Below are 17,982 nucleotides of genomic sequence, written 5' to 3' on the forward strand. Positions count from 1 at the left end.
TTTGGACTCCCAACATCGCGGGCGAGCCAAGGACCCGCCCGCAACGCGGTCTTAGAAGTCCATGCCGCCCATGCCGCCCATGCCGCCGCCGGGCATGCCCATCGGCGCCTTGTCGTCGGAGGGCAGTTCGGCAATGGTCGCCTCGGTCGTGATCAGCAGGCCGGCAACCGAAGCGGCGTCCTGCAGCGCGGCGCGGACGACCTTGGTCGGGTCGATCACGCCAGCGGCGACGAGGTTCTCATAGGTGTCGGTCGCGGCGTTGAAGCCCTTGGTCTCGTCATTTTCGCGCAGCAGGTTGCCGGCGACGACGGCGCCGTCGACGCCCGCATTGCTGGCGATCTGGCGCAGCGGCGCTTCGATGGCCTTGCGGATGATGTCGATGCCGCGGGTCTGGTCGTCATTGGCGCCCTTGAGGTCCTTGAGGGCCTTGGTCGCGTACAGCAGGGCCGTGCCGCCGCCGGGGACGATGCCTTCTTCAACGGCTGCGCGGGTCGCGTGCAGCGCGTCGTCGACGCGGTCCTTGCGCTCCTTCACCTCGACTTCCGTCGCGCCGCCGACCTTGATGACGGCCACGCCGCCAGCCAGCTTCGCCAGACGCTCCTGCAGCTTTTCGCGGTCATAGTCGGACGTGGTGGTCTCGATCTGAGCGCGGATCTGCTCGGTGCGGCCCTTGATCGCTTCGCCGTCGCCGGCGCCATCGACGATTGTGGTGTTGTCCTTGTCGATGGTGACGCGCTTGGCGGTGCCGAGCATGCCGAGGGTCACGTTCTCAAGCTTGATGCCGAGGTCTTCGGAGATGACTTCGCCCTTGGTCAGGACGGCGATGTCTTCCAGCATGGCCTTGCGGCGGTCGCCGAAGCCCGGCGCCTTGACCGCAGCGACCTTCAGGCCGCCGCGCAGCTTGTTGACGACCAGGGTCGCCAGCGCTTCGCCTTCGATGTCTTCCGCGATGATGAGGAGCGGACGGCCCGACTGAACCACGGCTTCGAGGATCGGCAGGATCGACTGCAGGTTCGACAGCTTCTTTTCGTGGATCAGGATGTAGGGGTCGGCGAGTTCGACCTGCATCTTTTCCGGGTTGGTGATGAAGTAGGGCGACAGGTAGCCGCGGTCGAACTGCATGCCTTCGACGACGTCCAGTTCGAAATCGAGGCCCTTGGCTTCCTCGACGGTGATCACGCCTTCCTTGCCGACGCGGTCCATGGCTTCGGCGATCTTCTCGCCGACTTCACGGTCGCCATTGGCCGAGATGATGCCAACCTGGGCGACTTCGTTCGAACCGGCAACCGGCTTCGAGCGGGCCTTGATGTCCTCGACCACCTTGGCGACGGCGAGGTCGATGCCGCGCTTCAGGTCCATCGGGTTCATGCCGGCGGCCACCGACTTCATGCCTTCGCGAACGATCGCCTGGGCGAGAACGGTCGCGGTGGTGGTGCCGTCACCGGCGATGTCGTTGGTCTTCGAAGCGACTTCGCGGACCATCTGGGCGCCCATATTCTCGAACTTGTCCTTCAGTTCGATTTCCTTGGCGACCGAAACACCGTCCTTGGTGATGCGGGGCGCGCCGAAGCTCTTGTCGATGACGACGTTGCGGCCCTTGGGGCCCAGGGTCACCTTGACCGCGTCGGCCAGGATGTCGACGCCGCGCAGGATGCGCTCACGAGCGTCACGCGAAAACTTTACGTCCTTCGCTGCCATGATCTTCTACCTCTCTTTGAGAATTGCAAATCTTGCGAAGTTCACACCGTTACAGGCACGAAAATCCGCCAAAAATAGGAATGACCGTCAGCTTCGCCGCTTTACGCGACGACGCCGAGAATGTCCGATTCCTTCATGATCAGCAGGTCTTCACCGTCGACCTTGACCTCGGTGCCCGACCACTTGCCGAACAGGATGCGGTCGCCGGCCTTGACGTCCAGCGGAGTGACCTTGCCGTCTTCCGACTTGCTGCCGGTGCCGACGGCGACGATTTCGCCTTCCTGCGGCTTTTCCTTGGCGGTGTCGGGGATGATGATGCCGCCGGCAGTCTTCTCTTCCGCCTCTACGCGGCGAACGAGAACGCGGTCATGCAACGGACGAAATGCCATGTTGATTGCCTTTCCCTCTTTACGACGTTGAATGGGAGGGGGGTGGAATCGCCACGCGACTCCGGCTCCTTCTCCCCGATGAACCCGTATCTGTTAGCACTCCCTGTCGGAGAGTGCCAGCGCCGTTTCATATGGACGGGAAGGCCGGACGATCAAGAGCCCCGTGCAAATTTTTTTCGTCTCGCCGCCCGCGACCGCAACGCGAAAGACATGATGACGCGGGCGGCTATAGGCCTTTCCTGCCGGCAGAGACAGCCGGGGCAGCGACGAAATGCCTTCCACGTGCAAAAAATGCGACCAATGCAGCCGGGGCCGCCGCGCCGCCTTTTTTGATCATGCGGGGTTTGCACCGGACAGGGTCGATCCTTACCTAGCCCGGAGCGGCGGGCCCCTGCCCGCCCCATCCCCCGTTCCCGCCTTCGAAGGAGACGCCTGCATGACCGACACAGCCTATATTCCGCCGCGCGTCTGGACCTGGGACAAGGAAAGCGGCGGCGCCTTCGCCAATATCAACCGGCCGGTCGCCGGGCCGACCCATGAGAAGGAATTGCCGGTCGGCAAGCACCCGCTCCAGCTCTATTCGCTCGCCACGCCCAATGGGCAGAAGGTGACGATCATGCTGGAGGAGCTGTTGGCGGCGGGCAAGGACGCCGAATATGACGCCTGGCTGATCCGGATCAACGAGGGCGACCAGTTCGGCAGCGGCTTCGTATCGGTCAATCCCAACAGCAAGATCCCGGCGCTGATGGACCATGGCGTCTCTCCGCCCCGGCGGGTGTTCGAATCCGGATCGATCCTGATCTATCTGGCCGAGAAATTCGGTGCTTTCCTGCCGACCGATCCGGCCAGGCGGACCGAGACGCTCAACTGGCTGTTCTGGCAGATGGGCAGCGCGCCGCTGCTGGGCGGAGGTTTCGGCCATTTCTTCGCCTATGCGCCGGAGAAGTTCGAATATGCGATCAACCGCTATACGATGGAGGCGAAGCGGCAGTTGGACGTGCTGGACCGGCAACTGGCGGAGCATGAATATATTGCCGGGGATGAGTATACGATCGCGGACATGGCGATCTGGCCCTGGTATGGCGGGGTCGCGCTGGGCCGGGCCTATGATGCGGCGGAGTTCCTCGATGTGCAGAGCTATGGGAATGTGCTGCGCTGGGCGAAGCAGATCGACGCGCGGCCTGCGGTGAAGCGCGGGCGGATGGTCAACAAGGCGAACGGGCCGCTGGAGGAGCAGCTTCGGGAGCGGCATGACGCCAGCGATTTCGATACGCGGACGCAGGACAAGCTGGAGGGGGCGGGTTGAGGATGGGAACCGGTCTTCCGATTGGGACGATGCGGTGACCGAAGCCCGGAGCGCGCGACGTGCTCCCGATCAACGCAGCGCGCTCTGAAGATTTACGGTCATTGGCCGCTCCCCTTTTCAGGTTCGAACCGCGCCTCATTTGAAGGATCGGGGTGCGGGAGCGTCCAGCAGGCGAAGTTGCGCGTGGGGCATGCCCCCACCCCTCGGTCCCCTCCCCTGAAGGGGAGGGGAAGCGGTCAATGTCCCTGTTGCCCGGTCGTCCGCCTGACCTATCCGGCGGCCTTGACGATTTCGGCCCATGCGGCTTCGTCGATCACATCGATACCCAGCGCGGCGGCCTGTTTGAGCTTCGAGCCCGCGCCGGGACCGGCTACCACCAGGTCGGTCCTGGCGCTGACCGAACCGGCGGCCTTGGCGCCCAGTCGTTCGGCCTGCGCCTTGGCCTCGTCGCGGCTCATGGTTTCGAGCTTGCCGGTGAACACCACCGTCTTGCCCGTGACCGCGCTGGCGGTGGTTTCGACCAGATAGTCGGGCGGGGAGACTTCCCGCAGCAGGTCGTTCCAGACGTCCACATTATGCGGCTCGTGGAAGAAATCGGCCAAGGCGTGGCCGACCGCCGATCCCACATTCTCGACCCCGATATATTCGGCTATCGCCTTGTCGAGGCGGTTGCGGAAGCGGGATTCCTCCTCCCCCTCCGCAGGGGCGGCGGCGTCGCGCAGCGCGATGATGCCGGCAGCGAGCGCGCTGATCCCCTCCAGCGTCGTATAGCGCCTGAGCAGGTCGCGGGCGGTCACCGCGCCGATATGACGGATGCCCAGGCCGAAGAGCAGGCGGGCGGCATCCGGCTGGCGCTTGGCCTCTATGGCGGCGAGGAGATTGTCGACGGACTTTTCCTTCCACCCCTCCCGGCCGAGCAGGTCGGCGCGGTGCGATTTCAGGCGGAAGATGTCGGCCGGCTCCGCGATCCAGCCCAGGTCGAGAAATTCCTGGATGCTCTTTTCGCCCAGCCCTTCGATGTCGAGCGCGGCGCGGCTGACGAAATGACGCAGCCGTTCGAAACGCTGGGCGGGGCAGATGAGGCCGCCGGTGCAGCGAATATCGACCTCCCCCTCTTCGCGCACGGCTTCCGAATGGCAGACGGGGCAATGATCGGGGAAAGCGAAGGGGGTGCGCGGTTCGTCGCGGGTGAGGTTGTCGACCACCTGCGGGATGACGTCGCCGGCGCGCTGCACGACGATGCGGTCGCCGGGGCGGACGCCCAGCCGCTCGATCTCATCGGCATTGTGGAGGGTGACGTTGGAGACGACGACGCCGCCGACGGTGACGGGCGTCAGGCGGCCGACCGGGGTCAGCTTGCCGGTGCGGCCGACCTGGATGTCGATGGCTTCGAGCGTGGTCTGGGCACGTTCGGCGGGGAATTTATGGGCGATGGCCCAGCGCGGAGCCTTGGCGACGAAGCCGAGGCGTTGCTGCCAGTCGAGCCGGTCGACCTTGTAGACGACGCCATCGATGTCGAACGGCAGGTCGGCGCGGGCGGCTTCGATGGCGCGATAATGGGCGATGAGGGCTTCGAGCGTGTCGACGCAGGTGAGGCGGTCGGAGACGGGCAGGCCCCAGCCTGCGATAGCCTGCATGACGCCGAGCTGGGTTTCGGCGGGGACGGCGCTGACCTCCCCCCAGCCATGGGCGAGGAAACGCAGCGGGCGGCTGGCGGTGACGGCGGCGTCCTTCTGGCGCAGCGAACCGGCGGCGGCGTTGCGGGGGTTGGCGAACTGGCGGGCCTTTTCCGGGTCGTCGGCTTCGGCGGCGAGGCGCGCGTTGAGGGCGACGAAATCGGCCTTGGCCATATAGACTTCGCCCCGCACCTCGAACAGGTCGGGGACGGCTTGCCCGGTCAGGCGCTGCGGGATGTCGGGGATGGTGCGGACATTGGCGGTGACGTCTTCCCCCGTCGTGCCGTCGCCGCGCGTGGCGGCGAGGACCAGTTCGCCCTTCTCATAGCGGAGCGAGCAGGACAGGCCGTCGATCTTGGGTTCGGCGGTGAGGGCGACGGGGGCGTCTTCGGGGAGCGCGAGGAAGCGGCGGACGCGGGCGATGAATTCGGCGATGTCCTCGTCCGCGAAGCCGTTGTCGAGGCTCATCATGCGGACGGCGTGCTGGACCTTCCTGAGCGCGGAGGTGGGCGCGGCGCCGACCTGGGCATTGGGGGAATCGCTGCGGATGAGGTGCGGGAAGGCGGCCTCCAGCGCGTTATTCTCGCGGACCAGCGCGTCATAGTCCGCGTCCGCGATCTCCGGCTCGTCCTGATCGTGATAGAGCCGGTTATGGCGCGCAATTTCGCGTGCGAGGCGCATCAGGCGGTTGGCGGCTTCGGCTTCGGTCATTTGCGTGGGGTCGGTCATGCGCCTCTCTTTAGCGCCAGCATCACGATGCGGGTAGCGGTTATGGGCGGCTCGACAGCCGTCAACTCTCTATCGTCATCCCCGCGCAGGCGGCGATCCATCTCCCCACCGCTGTAGTTGAGGCGAGGTCAGGAGATGGGTTCCCGCCTTCGCGGGAATGACGGAGTTGGGTGGGAAGCGGACATTCCCCCTCCCGCAGGCGGGAGGGGGCTAGGGGGTGGGCTGGCGCGGCATCTGCGCTGTTTTGCAACGGCTAAGTCAGAAGCTCGCTACGCTCGCGCCCACCCCTAACCCCTCCCGTTTACGGGAGGGGAAGGTCTTGGATTGGTCGAAAGCCGGCTTATAGCTTTTCCAACAAGCGTTCGGCCTGGGCCCTTGCCTCCGCCGTGATTTCGGCGCCGGAGAGCATGCGGGCGATTTCTTCGCGGCGTTCGCCGTCGCTCAGCGCGTGCACGCCGGTGCGGGTGACGGTGCCGTCGCTCGACTTCGCGATCAGCATATGGCCTGCACCGCGCGCCGCGACCTGCGGGCTATGGGTGACGACCAATATCTGGTTGGTTTGCGACAGGCGGGACAGGCGTTCCCCGATGGCCGAGGCGACGGCGCCCCCTACCCCGCGGTCGATCTCGTCGAAGATCAGCGTGTCCGCGCCGCCCTGCTCCGCCAGCGCGACCTTGAGCGCGAGGATGAAGCGGGAGAGTTCGCCGCCCGATGCGATCTTGACCAGCGGCGCGAAGGGCGCGCCGGGGTTGGTGGAGATTTCGAATTCCACCCGGTCCATGCCGTGCGGTCCCCATTGCCCCTCCTCCTGCGGCGCGACGACGGTGCGGAAGCGGGCGGCATCCAGCTTCAGCGGGGCGAGTTCGGCGGCGACGGCGGCGTCGAGCTTTCCGGCCGCCATTTGGCGTTCGGCGGAGAGGGCCTGGGCGGCGGTGCGATAGGCGGCGGCCCTGCCCTTCACCTCGGCTTCGAGGGCGGCGAGATGGTCTTCCCCGCCCTCGATTGCGGCCAGTTTCGCGGCCATGTCGTCGCGCAGGGCGGCGAGATCGTCGGGCTGGACCTGATGTTTGCGGGCGAGGCCGCGCAGGTCGAACAGGCGGGTCTCTATGGCGTCGAGACGGGCGGGGTCGAAGCTGAGCGCTTCGGCGGCTTCGTTGAGGCGGTCCTCCGCTTCGCTGGCCTCGATGACGGCGCGGTCGAGGGCGGCGAGGACTTCGGCCAGCGGTTCATATTCGCTGACGATGCGGTCGAGGCGGCGGGCGGCCTGCCGCAACTGGGCAAGCCCGCCGTCGGAGCCGGTGAAGCATTCGGTGACGGCGGAAAGGTCGTCGGAGAGGCGCGCGCCCTTCTGCATGGTGGCGCGCTCTTCGGCCAGCGTGGCTTCCTCGCCGGGTTCGGGGGCGAAGCGGGTGAGTTCCTCCACCGCATGGGTCAGGTAATCGCGGTCGCGGGCGGCGCTTTCGACGCTGGCGCGGCTTTCCGCGAGGCGGTCGGCGGCGGCGCGCCAGGCATGATAGGCGTGGGCGACCGCGCCCGTGTCACAGCGGCCATAGGCGTCGAGCAAGGCGCGGTGGCCGCGCGGGTTGAGCAGGCCGCGATCGTCATGCTGGCCGTGAATTTCGACCAGAGCGCTGCCAAGATCGCGCAGCAGCGCCGCCGAGCAGGCCTGGTCGTTGACGAAGGCGCGGCTGCCGCCGTCGGCCTTGACCGTGCGGCGGACGATGAGCGGTTCGCCCGGTTCGATGTCGATGCCGTTTTCGGCCAGCAGGTTCGTCGCGCGGTGATCGGTGTGGGGCGCCTCGAACGTCGCGGTGACGCTGGCCTGCGCCTCTCCCGTCCGGACGAGGCCGCTGTCGGCGCGGGCGCCCAGCGCGAGGCCCAGCGAATCGAGCAGGATCGACTTGCCCGCGCCGGTCTCGCCGGTCAGCACGCCCAGGCCCGACCCGAAATCCAGGTCCAGCGCCTCTATCAGCACGACGTTGCGGATGGACAGGGCAGTCAGCAAAGGCGAGCGACTCCCCCCTCCCGCAGGCGGGAGGGGCCGGGGTGGGTGCACCGCGCCAGCGGCGCTTCTTTCAACGCTGGGGCGGAACGCTCGCTTCGCTCGCGGCCCACCCCTAACCGCTCCCGCTTGCGGGAGGGGGACCAGATCATGCTTTATTGGGGTGTTCGCGCATCAGCTTGTAGCTGCGCTCATACCATTTCGAACCCGGATAATTCTTGCCCAGCACGGCGGCGGCCTTCTGCGCTTCGGCGGGGATGCCGAGCGAGAGATAGCTTTCCACCAGACGCTCCAGCGCCTCCGGAGTGTGGGTGGTCGTCTGATATTTGTCGATCACCGTGCGGAAGCGCAGCGTGGCGGCAAGCCATTGGCCACGGCGCTGGTAGAAGCGGCCGATCTCCATCTCCTTGCCGGCGAGGTGATCGTTGACGAGGTCGATCTTCAGCCGGGCGTCGGCGGCATAGCGGGTGTCGGGATAGCGGCGGATCAGCTCGCCCAGCGCATCCAGCGCCTGTTGCGTGATCTTCTGGTCGCGGGTGACGTCGGCAATCTGTTCATAATAGCAGAGCGCGATCAGATAATAAGCGTAGGGCGCGTCCTTGTTGCCGGTGTGGATCGACAGGAAGCGTTGGGCCGCGCCGATCGATTCCGGATAATCCTGATTCATGTAATAGCTGAACGCGGACATGAGCTGCGCCCGGCGCGCCCAGGGCGAATAGGGATGCTGGCGCTCCACCTCGTCGAACAGGGCGGCCGCGAGCTTGTACTGGCCGCGGTCCAGGCGGTATTTGCCCGCATTGTAGAGCGTCGACACGTCGCGGGCGACATATTGGGTGTCGGCCTTGTTCTTCGACGTCGCGCAGCCCGAGAGCAGGGCGGCAAGCAGAAGCGGTGCGGTAGCCGCGCCGATGCGCGTCATGGTTTTCGTCAGCATGGCCGGGTCATAGCGGAGCGAATGCGCCTCGCCAAGCGGCAGAATGTGCGTGCCGGTCGCTATGCGCGAACAGGCAGGTCGAGCCGTGCGGTCGCGCCGCCCGTCGCCGAGGGCATGAGCGAGAAGCGGCCGTTCAACTGGCCGGCAAGGGCATTGGAAATCCGGAGGCCCAGGCTCTGGCTGAAACCGGGATCGAAATCGGGCGACAATCCCTTTCCGTCGTCCGTGACGTTGAGGCTGATCGTGCCGTCGCTGACGTCCAGGCCGACATGGATGCTGCCGCCGCGATGCGGCAGGCCATGTTCGATAGCGTTGTTGACCGCTTCGGTCACGATCAGCGCCATCGACACGGCGATGTCGGGCTCCAGCGTCAGGGCGTCGGGCGCGTCGACGGTCAGGGCGATGTCGTCGCGGCCGCTGGCCTCCAGCACGTCGGCGGTCAATGTCGTCAGGAAGGCGCGGATATTCTGCCCCTCCCCCGACGGATTGTAGAGGGCGCGGCTGATGCGGCCGACCAGCGCCAGCCGGGCGGAGGCATCGTCCAGCGCGCGGCGGGCCAGGTCATGATCGACATGGCGCCGGTGGAGCGAAAGCATGGCGGCGACGACCTGAAGATTGTTGGAGACGCGGTGCTGGAGTTCGTGGAACAGCAATTCGCGGTTTTCCGCCAGCACGCGGCTGCGTTCGCGCTCGATCGCCAGGTTGAAATTCGCCTTCTGCATCAGATGGATCAGCGCGATGTCCACGATCACCACCGCGCTGTAGAAGGCGAGCGCCAGCAGCACGCCCGGATGCAGTGCGAAGCCCATGCGCGGCGGGATGAAGAAATACCAGGACAACAGCCCGCAAAGCACGCCCGCATAGATGCCCGGCCGCACCCCGAAGAGGAAGGAGGACAGGATGACGGCGGGGAAGAAGGATACGAAGGGGTAGCCGATGGGCATGGCGCTTTCCGCCATGGTGCGAATGGCCAAGGCGGTGAGGCAGAAGATGGTGGCCAGCAAATAGGCATGCCAGGGCCGTCGCAGGACAAGCGGCAGACGCTCCACGAATCTTTCGTTCCTGCGCTGCATAGATCCCCCTGCGCCCTGGTCGTTACCGTAACATAACTTCCACGCCCGCCAATTGATGGAGATCAGGAAACATTCAAATCCTGTCAAAAAAGGGCGCCCGGCAAGCCGGACGCCCTTTCTTTTTCCCGAGTCCGACGAACCGGATCAGTCCTGGGTCAGGAAGTCGGGCAGACCGGCGTTGGAGCCGTCGTCATCGCCGCCCCTGCCTTCGCCGCGCGGACCGCGGTCGCGGCGCGGACCGCGATCGCCGCCGCGGCCGCCACGGTCGCCCCGGTCACCGCCACGATCACGGCGATTGCGGTCGCCACGGCCGCCTTCACGGTCGCCGCCCCGATCCCCCCTGGGTTCGCGGGGCGGACGGGTGTCTTCCAGTTCCTCTCCGGTTTCCTGATCGACGACGCGCATGGACAGGCGAACCTTGCCGCGCGGGTCGATTTCGAGAACCTTGACCTTCACTTCCTGCCCTTCCGACACGACGTCGGTCGGCTTTTCGACGCGCTCATTCTTCATTTCGGAGACGTGGACGAGACCGTCCTTGCCGCCCATGAAGTTCACGAAGGCGCCGAAGTCGACGATGTTGACGACCTTGCCGGTGTAGATCTTGCCGACTTCCGCTTCCTCGACAATGCCGAGAATCCACTTCTTGGCGGCTTCGATCTGGGCGATGTCGGACGAGCTGATCTTGATGATGCCCTCGTCGTCGATGTCGACCTTGGCGCCGGTTTCCGCGACGATCTCGCGGATGACCTTGCCGCCGGTGCCGATGACGTCGCGGATCTTCGCCTTGTCGATCTGGATCGTTTCGATGCGCGGGGCATGAGCCGACAGTTCGGTGCGGGTCGAGGACAGGGCCTTGCTCATTTCACCCAGGATATGGGCGCGGCCTTCCTTCGCCTGACGCAGCGCGACCTCGAAGATTTCCTGCGTGATGCCGGCGACCTTGATGTCCATCTGCATGGTGGTGATGCCCGCTTCCGTGCCCGCCACCTTGAAGTCCATGTCGCCCAGGTGATCCTCGTCGCCCAGAATGTCGCTGAGGACAGCGAATTTGGAGCCTTCCAGGATCAGGCCCATGGCGATGCCCGACACCGGACGCTTCAGCGGAACGCCCGCGTCCATCATGGACAGCGAACCGCCGCAGACCGTCGCCATCGAGGACGAGCCGTTGGACTCGGTGATGTCGCTCAGCACGCGGATGGTGTAGGGGAATTCCTCCTTGCTGGGCAGGACCGGGTGCAGGGCCCGCCATGCCAGCTTGCCATGGCCGACTTCGCGACGGCCCGGCGCGCCGAAGCGGCCGACTTCACCGACCGAATAGGGCGGGAAGTTATAGTGCAGCATGAAGCTTTCATAATGAACGCCGGTCAGGCCGTCGATCATCTGCTCCGCGTCCTTGGTGCCCAGCGTGGTGGTGCAGATGGACTGCGTTTCGCCACGGGTGAACAGCGCCGAACCATGGGTGCGCGGCAGGAAGCCCACCATCGCCTCGATCGGGCGGATCTGCGTGGTGGTGCGGCCGTCGATGCGCTTGCCGTCCTTCAGGATGGCGCCGCGGACGATTTCGGCTTCCAGCTTCTTGGTCAGCTTGATGCCGGCCATGACGGTCTGGGCGTCGAGGCCTTCCTCCGTGAAATAAGCCTTCGCCTTGGCGCGGGCTTCATTGAGCGCGTTGGAGCGGGCCGACTTGTCGGTCAGCTTGTAGGCGGCCGTGATGTCCTTGCCGATCAGCTTCTTGAGCTTCTTCTTGAGGTCATCCAGGTCTTCGCCCTTGGCGACGTCCCACGGGTCCTTCGCGGCCTTTTCGGCGAGGTCGATGATGGCGTTGACGACCTTCTTCGACGCTTCATGCGCGAAGAGGACGGCGCCGAGCATGACGTCTTCCGACAGTTCCTTGGCTTCCGATTCGACCATCATCACCGCATTGCCGGTGGCGGCGACGACCAGGTCGAGTTCGCCGGTCTTCACTTCGTCCAGCGACGGGTTCAGCTGATATTCGCCATCCTTGTAGCCGACGCGGGCGGCGCCGATCGGGCCCAGGAAGGGAACGCCCGACAGGGTCAGCGCAGCCGAAGCGGCGATCATCGCCACAATGTCGGGCTCGCTTTCGCCGTCGAAGCTCAGAACCTGAGCGATGACGTTGATTTCATTGTAGAAACCTTCGGGGAAGAGCGGGCGGACCGGACGGTCGATCAGGCGGGAAACCAGCGTTTCCTTTTCCGTGGCGCCGCGTTCACGCTTGAAGAAGCCGCCCGGAATGCGACCGGCGGCCGAATATTTTTCCTGATAATGGACGGTCAGCGGGAAGAAGTCCTGTCCTTCCTTCACCGACTTGGCGGCGGTCACGGCGCACAGCACCACGGTTTCGCCATAGGTCGCCAGCACGGCGGCGTCGGCCTGACGCGCAATGCGGCCGGTTTCGAGCGTGAGGGTCTTGCCGCCCAGCTCGATTGATACCTTCTTTACATCGAACATAGATTTTTCCTTCGCCCGCGCGGCCCTATTGCCGGGCGGGGCCTGTTTCGGACCGGATGGTCCATGGATGGAGAGCCTATCTCTCCTCCGTTCGGGCGGAGCTTGTCGAAGCCCAATCCTTCCCTTCAAAAGAAGGAGTGCCCTTCGACAAGCTCAGGGCGAACGGTGTGGGGGATGTCCCCCGGATCATGACGCCATGCCGGATTGCCCAGCGCCATGTTGTCAGAATCGGAAACGGCCCCGACATGGGGGCCGTTCCTTCTTTAGCAGACTTACTTGCGCAGGCCCAGCTTGGCGATGAGGTCGGTGTACCGGGCCCCATCCTTCTTCTTGAGGTAATCCAGCAGCGAACGGCGCTTGTTGACCAGCATCAGCAGGCCGCGACGGCTGTGGTTATCCTTGTGATGACCCTTGAAATGCTCGGTCAGGTTGGCGATACGCTCCGAGAGGATCGCAACCTGGACTTCCGGCGAACCGGTGTCGCCCTCGGCGCGGGCATGTTCCTTGATCAGCGCTTCCTTGCGCTCTGCAGTGATCGACATCGGCTTCCTTTCTGAGATTAGAGATTAAAGCCGCGCACCACCCGGACCTCCGGGCCACTGGCTTCGACCAGCGCGACGGGCGTTTCGCCCTCCATCGCCAGCATCAGGCCGGTATGCGGTTTCCCCACGAGCACCTTCCCCTGTCGGAGAGCGAGCGCATCGTCGGGAGAGACTGCGAGAGCCGGGATGTCGTCCAGCCCCGCCGTCAACGGCAGCATGAGCTGCGCGATGTCGCCGCCCCTAGCAGCTTCGTCCAATTTGTCCAGCGAAATCGCGGATTGCAGGGTGAAGGGGCCGGCCTTGATGCGGCGCAGCATGGTGACATGACCGACAGTGCCGAGCGCGCGCGCGATGTCGCGGGCGAGGGAACGGATATAGGTGCCCTTCGAAACATGGGCGCGCAGGGTGATTTCGCCGATCTCCGCGCCGCCCTCCCCTTCTCCAGGCTTCGCTGGCCCCTGGGGCGGGGATATGGCGAGGTTGTGGATGGTGATGGCGCGGGTCTTCATCTCGACCTCCTCCCCCTTGCGGGCAAGGTCGTAGGCGCGCCGGCCGTCGATCAGGATCGCGCTGTAGGCAGGCGGCGCCTGCTCGATCGGGCCGGTGAAGCGGGGCAGGACCGCCTGCACCTCCGCCAGCGTGGGACGATGCAGGCTGGTGGCGATTTCCCGGCCCTCAAGGTCCAGCGTGTCGGTCTGGAGGCCGAAACCTATGGTGAAATCGTAGATCTTGTCGCTGTCCAGCATCCGTCCGGCGAGCTTGGTCGCTTCCCCCACCGCTATCGGCAGCACGCCGGTCGCCAGCGGGTCGAGCGTGCCGCCATGGCCCACCTTCCACTTGCCCGCGCCACTCTGGCGCAGGGCGCGCTTCACCGCGCTCACCGCCTGGGTGGAGCCTAGTCCCAAGGGTTTGTCGAGGATGATCCAGCCGTGCATGGCGGCGCGCTCTAGCCCTCCTCTCGCCTGTTGTCAGCCCTTTCCGGGCCGTCGCGGCATGTGCGGCGGTCAGCAGCCGGAGCGGCGTTCCACGAAATGGCGGCGGCAAAGCGCGACATAGCGGTCATTGCCGCCGATTTCCGTCTGCTCGCCCTCGCGGATGGGGCGCCCCTCAGCATCGACGCGCAGGTTCATGGTCGCCTTCCGCCCGCATTCGCAGATCGTCTTGATCTCCGTCAGCGTGTCGGCCAGGCCGAGCAGCGCGGCGCTGCCCTCGAACAACTTGCCCTGGAAGTCGGTGCGGATGCCGTAGCACAGCACGGGAATGTTCAGCCGGTCGCAGACGGCGGCGACCTGCCAGACCTGTTCCTCGTTCAGAAATTGCGCCTCGTCGATCAGCACGCAGGAGAGCGGCGTCCGTGCCTGTCGGGCGGCGATGGCGGCGAAGAGATCGGTGGCGGGGTCGAACAGATCGGCCTGCGCGTCCAGCCCGATGCGGGAGACGATGCGTCCCTTTCCGTGGTGCCCCTTCCCGTAGCGGTCATCCACCGCGGCGGTCCACAACATGGTTTCCATGCCGCGTTCGCGATAGTTGAAGCTGGATTGGAGCAGGGTCGTCGATTTGCCTGCGTTCATCGAGCTATAGTAGAAATAGAGCTTGGCCATCGGTCAGCGCGCCATGGGGGCGATCTGCTTGAGGAAGCGGACGAGCGCGTCGGCCAGGGCGATGCGCCTGTCGGAAAAGCTGTGGTCGGTCGGCCAGACCGCCAGGCGCGTGTCGGGATTGGCCGATTGCGCGTCTGCCGTCACCTTGCGCGCCATGGCGCCGATGCCGCGTTCCGCGCCGATGATGGTGAGCGGGCGGCGGCCATAGCCCACCAGCTTGCGGCCAAGGTCGAAATTATCGCTGTTGGTGCGGATTTCGGCGGTGAGGCTGTCATAGGTGGCGCCTTGCAGGGGTGGCAGGTCGCTGGCGACTTCGGCCCTCCAGGCGGCCTCACCCTGGGGGGTGGAGAGGGTCGTGACGGTTTCGGCCGGGTCCCAGGGGTCGATCAGGAACAGGCCGGCGACATGGGGTTCGGCGGCGGCGACATCGGCGGCCATGAAACCGCCCATGCTGTGGCCCGCGACGACGAGGGCGCTGGTGTCGATGCGATATTTGGCGACGGTCGCGGATTGCTGGAGATATTGCAGGGCGTTCCAGGCGTCTTCCGAGGCGTGGGTGAAGGAGAAGCTGCCGGGGCTGCCCCAGGAGCCGCGATAGTGGAGCGTGAGGACATGCCACCCGGCGCGGCGGGCGGCCTGGCCTAGGTCGAGATTTTGCTCATTGCCGGGGAAGCCGTGGAGGAGGAGCAGCGTCGGGTGAAGCCCCGGACCGGCGGCGGTGTAAAGGACGGCGTTGAGCAGGCCGTCCTCCGAGGGGATGGTGAAGGCGCTCATGCCGGCGGGGTAGGCCGCGTCGGGCGCGGGGTCGCTGACGACGGCGGGGTGGACCGGCGCTTCCCTGGCTGCGGCGGGTATGGCCAGGGCCAAAAGCGCGATCGCGACTATGCCGGTTCTTTTCATCTGCCCTGCCCCTTGCCTTGCCTGCGGGAGAGACGCTGTTAGCCGGGCTGCGCCGTCGCGTCGATGGGGGACGATGCCTGGCCGAGTACAGCGTGCTCCTGCCAAGGCCGGAGCATATTGCCTATTCGTCCTCGCCTTCGGGCTGCTCCAGATCGCGGGCGACCTTGGGATCGCGGAGCAGCCTGTCGATATGGGTGCCCTCATCGAAGCTCTCGTCCGCGAGGAATTTGAGCTTCGCCGCATATTTGAGGCGGATACGGGTCGCGACCTCCCGCTGGAGATAGGCGGTGTTGGTGCGCAGCGCCTTCAGCACGGCTTCCTCATCCTGGCCGAGCAGCGACTTGATGAAGACGGTCGCATGGCGCAGGTCGGGGGACATGCGGACTTCGGTGACGCTCACCACATGGCTGGCGAGGACGTCGTCATGCACGTCGCCGCGCTGGAGAATGTCGGACAGGACATGGCGCACCTGTTCGCCCACGCGGAGGAGGCGGACAGAGGAGCCTTCATTAGGAGCGGGCATTATATCCTCCCCTCCCGCAAGCGGGAGGGGCCGGGGGTGGGCTCTCCCCATCGGCCATTGCAGTTCAGGAGAGGGCGAGCCCACCCCCTAGCCCCCTCCCGCCTGCGGGAGGGGGGACATGGATCACAGCGTGCGGGCGCGTTCCTCGACCTCGAACAGTTCCAGCGTGTCGCCGGGCTTGATGTCGTTGGTGTCCTGGAGCACCGCGCCGCATTCCATGCCTGCGCGGACTTCGGAGACGTCGTCCTTGAAGCGGCGGAGCGAGGCAATGTGGGTGCGCGACACGATGACATCGTCGCGGGTGAGGCGCGCGGCCAGACCCTTGCGGATGATGCCGTCGAGGACGAGCAGACCGGCCGCCTTGTCCTTCTTGCCCGCCGGGAAGACCTGAAGCACCTCGGCCCGGCCGACGATGGTTTCGATGCGTTCCGGCGCGAGCTGGCCGGCCATTTCGCCGCGAACTTCCTCCAGCAGGTCGTAGATCACGTCATAATAGCGCAGCGAGATCTTCTCGCGCTCCGCCAACTGGCGCGCCTTGGCATTGGGGCGGACGTTGAAGCCGATCAGCGGCGCGCGGCTGGCGGCGGCCAGCGTGACGTCGCTTTCGGTGATTGCGCCGACGCCCGAATGCAGGATGCGGACCTTGATCTCGTCGGTCGAAATGCGGTTCAGCGACGAGACGATCGCTTCCACCGAACCCTGCACGTCGCCCTTCACCACCACCGGATATTCGATGACCTTGGTGTTGAGCGCCGAGAACATATGTTCGAAGCTGGTGGGCGCGGCGGTGGTGCGCTTCTTGGTCGCCTGTTCCTGACGATAGGCGGCGACTTCGCGGGCGCGGGCCTCATTCTCGACGACGGTGAGCTGGTCGCCCGCCATCGGCACGCCGGACAGGCCCAGCACCTCGACCGGGGTCGAGGGGCCGGCGGTCTTCACCTGCTGGCCCTTGTCGTTGATCATCGCGCGGACCTTGCCGCTTTCCGAACCGATGACGAAGGTGTCGCCGATCTTCAGCGTGCCCTTGCGCACCAGCACGGTGGCGACCGCGCCACGGCCCTTGTCGAGCTGCGCCTCGATCACATTGCCTTCGGCGGCGCGATCGGGATTGGCGGTGAGTTCGAGCAGTTCGGCCTGAAGCATGATCTTGTCGAGCAGTTCGTCGAGGCCCGTCTTCTTGAGCGCGGAGACTTCGACATCCTGGGTTTCGCCGCCCATGTCCTCGACGATCACCTCATGCTCCAGCAGGCGCTCTCGCACGCGCTGGGGATTGGCTTCGGGCTTGTCGACCTTGTTGATCGCGACGATCATCGGCACGCCGGCGGCCTTGGTATGGTTGATGGCCTCGATGGTCTGCGGCATCAGGCCGTCGTCCGCCGCCACCACCAGAATGACGATGTCGGTGACATTGGCGCCGCGCGCGCGCATTTCCGAGAAGGCCTCGTGACCCGGCGTGTCAAGGAAGGTGACGAGGTCGCCGCCCTTGGTCCTGATCTGATAGGCGCCGATATGCTGGGTGATGCCGCCGCTTTCGCCCGATACGACATTGGTGCCGCGCAGCGCGTCGAGCAGCGAGGTCTTGCCGTGATCGACATGGCCCATGATGGTCACGACCGGCGGACGGGCCTTGAGCGTTTCGGGCGCGTCGACCTCGCCTTCCATGCCGATCTCGACGTCGGCGTCGGACACGCGCTGGATGCGGTGGCCGAATTCCTCGACCAGCAGTTCGGCCGTATCCTGGTCGATCGCCTGGTTGAGCGTGACGGCGGTGCCCATCTTGAACAGGGCCTTCACCAGGTCCGCGCCCTTTTCGGCCATGCGGTTGGCAAGTTCCTGAACGGTGATGCTTTCGGGCACCACCACGTCGCGCGACTGCTTTTCCCGCTGCTGGGCGCCGCCCGAATAATGGGCGCGCCGTTCCTTCTCGCGGGCGCGCTTGAGCGCGGCGAGGCTGCGGGCGCGGGCGCTGTCGTCATCCGACAAGGCGCGGGTGACGGTAAGCTTGCCGGCCTGGCGGCGATTGTCGTCGCCGCGCTTGGCGCGGTCGGGCTTGGCCGGCTCCGGACGCTTGACGGGCGCGACCGGCGTGAAGCGGCGCGGCGGCGGCACGGTGGCGGAGGTGGCGGGCTTCGGCTCG

At 65.8% G+C, this 17,982-nt stretch carries 14 protein-coding genes; 1 reads left to right on the forward strand and 13 read right to left on the reverse strand.

The window, feature by feature from the left end; translation table 11 throughout:
* Window positions 1–51 precede the first annotated feature (51 nt).
* Entirely contained in the window at window positions 52–1,698 is a 1,647-nt protein-coding gene (gene groL / locus A8G00_RS16865) for a chaperonin GroEL (protein ID WP_025549258.1), read from the reverse strand.
* A gap of 101 nt (window positions 1,699–1,799) precedes the next feature.
* Window positions 1,800–2,087 (reverse strand): co-chaperone GroES, encoded by a 288-nt coding sequence (gene groES, locus A8G00_RS16870; RefSeq protein ID WP_025549259.1) that lies wholly within the window; start codon window positions 2,085–2,087, stop codon window positions 1,800–1,802.
* Between the two features lie 436 nt (window positions 2,088–2,523).
* Between groES and yghU the strand changes: the two genes are divergently transcribed.
* A complete protein-coding gene (gene yghU, locus A8G00_RS16875; protein WP_099185874.1) occupies window positions 2,524–3,393 on the forward strand; it encodes a glutathione-dependent disulfide-bond oxidoreductase in 870 nt (289 codons plus the stop codon).
* Between the two features lie 269 nt (window positions 3,394–3,662).
* Here yghU and ligA read toward each other — a convergent pair whose 3' ends face one another.
* From ligA to infB, 11 genes are all read right to left on the reverse strand, one after another.
* Entirely contained in the window at window positions 3,663–5,798 is a 2,136-nt protein-coding gene (gene ligA / locus A8G00_RS16880) for an NAD-dependent DNA ligase LigA (protein ID WP_099185875.1), read from the reverse strand.
* Window positions 5,799–6,138: 340 nt separating this feature from the next.
* Entirely contained in the window at window positions 6,139–7,803 is a 1,665-nt protein-coding gene (gene recN / locus A8G00_RS16890; protein ID WP_099185876.1) for a DNA repair protein RecN, read from the reverse strand.
* Between the two features lie 145 nt (window positions 7,804–7,948).
* Complete coding sequence (locus A8G00_RS16895) at window positions 7,949–8,734, reverse strand: outer membrane protein assembly factor BamD (RefSeq protein ID WP_044661915.1); 786 nt, start codon at window positions 8,732–8,734, stop codon at window positions 7,949–7,951.
* A gap of 59 nt (window positions 8,735–8,793) precedes the next feature.
* Window positions 8,794–9,807, reverse strand: coding sequence for a sensor histidine kinase (locus A8G00_RS16900; protein ID WP_099185877.1), 1,014 nt, complete (start codon window positions 9,805–9,807; stop codon window positions 8,794–8,796).
* A 144-nt stretch (window positions 9,808–9,951) separates the two neighbouring features.
* Window positions 9,952–12,279, reverse strand: coding sequence for a polyribonucleotide nucleotidyltransferase (pnp, locus tag A8G00_RS16905; RefSeq protein ID WP_044661913.1), 2,328 nt, complete (start codon window positions 12,277–12,279; stop codon window positions 9,952–9,954).
* 272 nt (window positions 12,280–12,551) lie between these two features.
* Window positions 12,552–12,821, reverse strand: a complete 270-nt coding sequence (gene rpsO / locus A8G00_RS16910) for a 30S ribosomal protein S15 (RefSeq protein WP_007689051.1) — start codon at window positions 12,819–12,821, stop codon at window positions 12,552–12,554.
* A 17-nt stretch (window positions 12,822–12,838) separates the two neighbouring features.
* Window positions 12,839–13,756, reverse strand: a complete 918-nt coding sequence (truB, locus tag A8G00_RS16915) for a tRNA pseudouridine(55) synthase TruB (RefSeq protein WP_044661912.1) — start codon at window positions 13,754–13,756, stop codon at window positions 12,839–12,841.
* A 69-nt stretch (window positions 13,757–13,825) separates the two neighbouring features.
* Entirely contained in the window at window positions 13,826–14,422 is a 597-nt protein-coding gene (locus tag A8G00_RS16920; RefSeq protein ID WP_099185878.1) for a thymidine kinase, read from the reverse strand.
* 3 nt (window positions 14,423–14,425) lie between these two features.
* The gene (locus tag A8G00_RS16925) at window positions 14,426–15,322 is read right to left on the reverse strand and encodes a S9 family peptidase (protein ID WP_103001210.1); all 897 of its coding nucleotides are present in this window, start codon (window positions 15,320–15,322) and stop codon (window positions 14,426–14,428) included.
* 121 nt (window positions 15,323–15,443) lie between these two features.
* On the reverse strand, window positions 15,444–15,845 hold the full coding sequence (rbfA, locus tag A8G00_RS16930; RefSeq protein ID WP_061936344.1) for a 30S ribosome-binding factor RbfA: 402 nt from the start codon (window positions 15,843–15,845) through the stop codon (window positions 15,444–15,446).
* A gap of 123 nt (window positions 15,846–15,968) precedes the next feature.
* The coding region (gene infB, locus A8G00_RS16935; protein WP_103001211.1) for a translation initiation factor IF-2 at window positions 15,969–17,982 on the reverse strand (2,014 nt) is incomplete at its 5' end.

It is taken from the genome of Sphingobium sp. SA916, assembly GCF_002894065.1.
Taxonomy (GTDB): Bacteria; Pseudomonadota; Alphaproteobacteria; order Sphingomonadales; family Sphingomonadaceae; genus Sphingobium; species Sphingobium fuliginis.

What these genes read in the sequence shown, in the direction of transcription:
- groL (WP_025549258.1), bottom strand. Translation starts at nt 1,698, where the DNA reads ATGGCAGCGAAGGACGTAAAGTTTTCGCGTGACGCTCGTGAGCGCATC.
- groES (WP_025549259.1), bottom strand. Translation starts at nt 2,087, where the DNA reads ATGGCATTTCGTCCGTTGCATGACCGCGTTCTCGTTCGCCGCGTAGAG.
- yghU (WP_099185874.1), top strand. Translation starts at nt 2,524, where the DNA reads ATGACCGACACAGCCTATATTCCGCCGCGCGTCTGGACCTGGGACAAG.
- ligA (WP_099185875.1), bottom strand. Translation starts at nt 5,798, where the DNA reads ATGACCGACCCCACGCAAATGACCGAAGCCGAAGCCGCCAACCGCCTG.
- A8G00_RS16895 (WP_044661915.1), bottom strand. Translation starts at nt 8,734, where the DNA reads ATGCTGACGAAAACCATGACGCGCATCGGCGCGGCTACCGCACCGCTT.
- A8G00_RS16900 (WP_099185877.1), bottom strand. Translation starts at nt 9,807, where the DNA reads ATGCAGCGCAGGAACGAAAGATTCGTGGAGCGTCTGCCGCTTGTCCTG.
- pnp (WP_044661913.1), bottom strand. Translation starts at nt 12,279, where the DNA reads ATGTTCGATGTAAAGAAGGTATCAATCGAGCTGGGCGGCAAGACCCTC.
- rpsO (WP_007689051.1), bottom strand. Translation starts at nt 12,821, where the DNA reads ATGTCGATCACTGCAGAGCGCAAGGAAGCGCTGATCAAGGAACATGCC.
- truB (WP_044661912.1), bottom strand. Translation starts at nt 13,756, where the DNA reads ATGCACGGCTGGATCATCCTCGACAAACCCTTGGGACTAGGCTCCACC.
- A8G00_RS16920 (WP_099185878.1), bottom strand. Translation starts at nt 14,422, where the DNA reads ATGGCCAAGCTCTATTTCTACTATAGCTCGATGAACGCAGGCAAATCG.
- A8G00_RS16925 (WP_103001210.1), bottom strand. Translation starts at nt 15,322, where the DNA reads ATGAAAAGAACCGGCATAGTCGCGATCGCGCTTTTGGCCCTGGCCATA.
- rbfA (WP_061936344.1), bottom strand. Translation starts at nt 15,845, where the DNA reads ATGCCCGCTCCTAATGAAGGCTCCTCTGTCCGCCTCCTCCGCGTGGGC.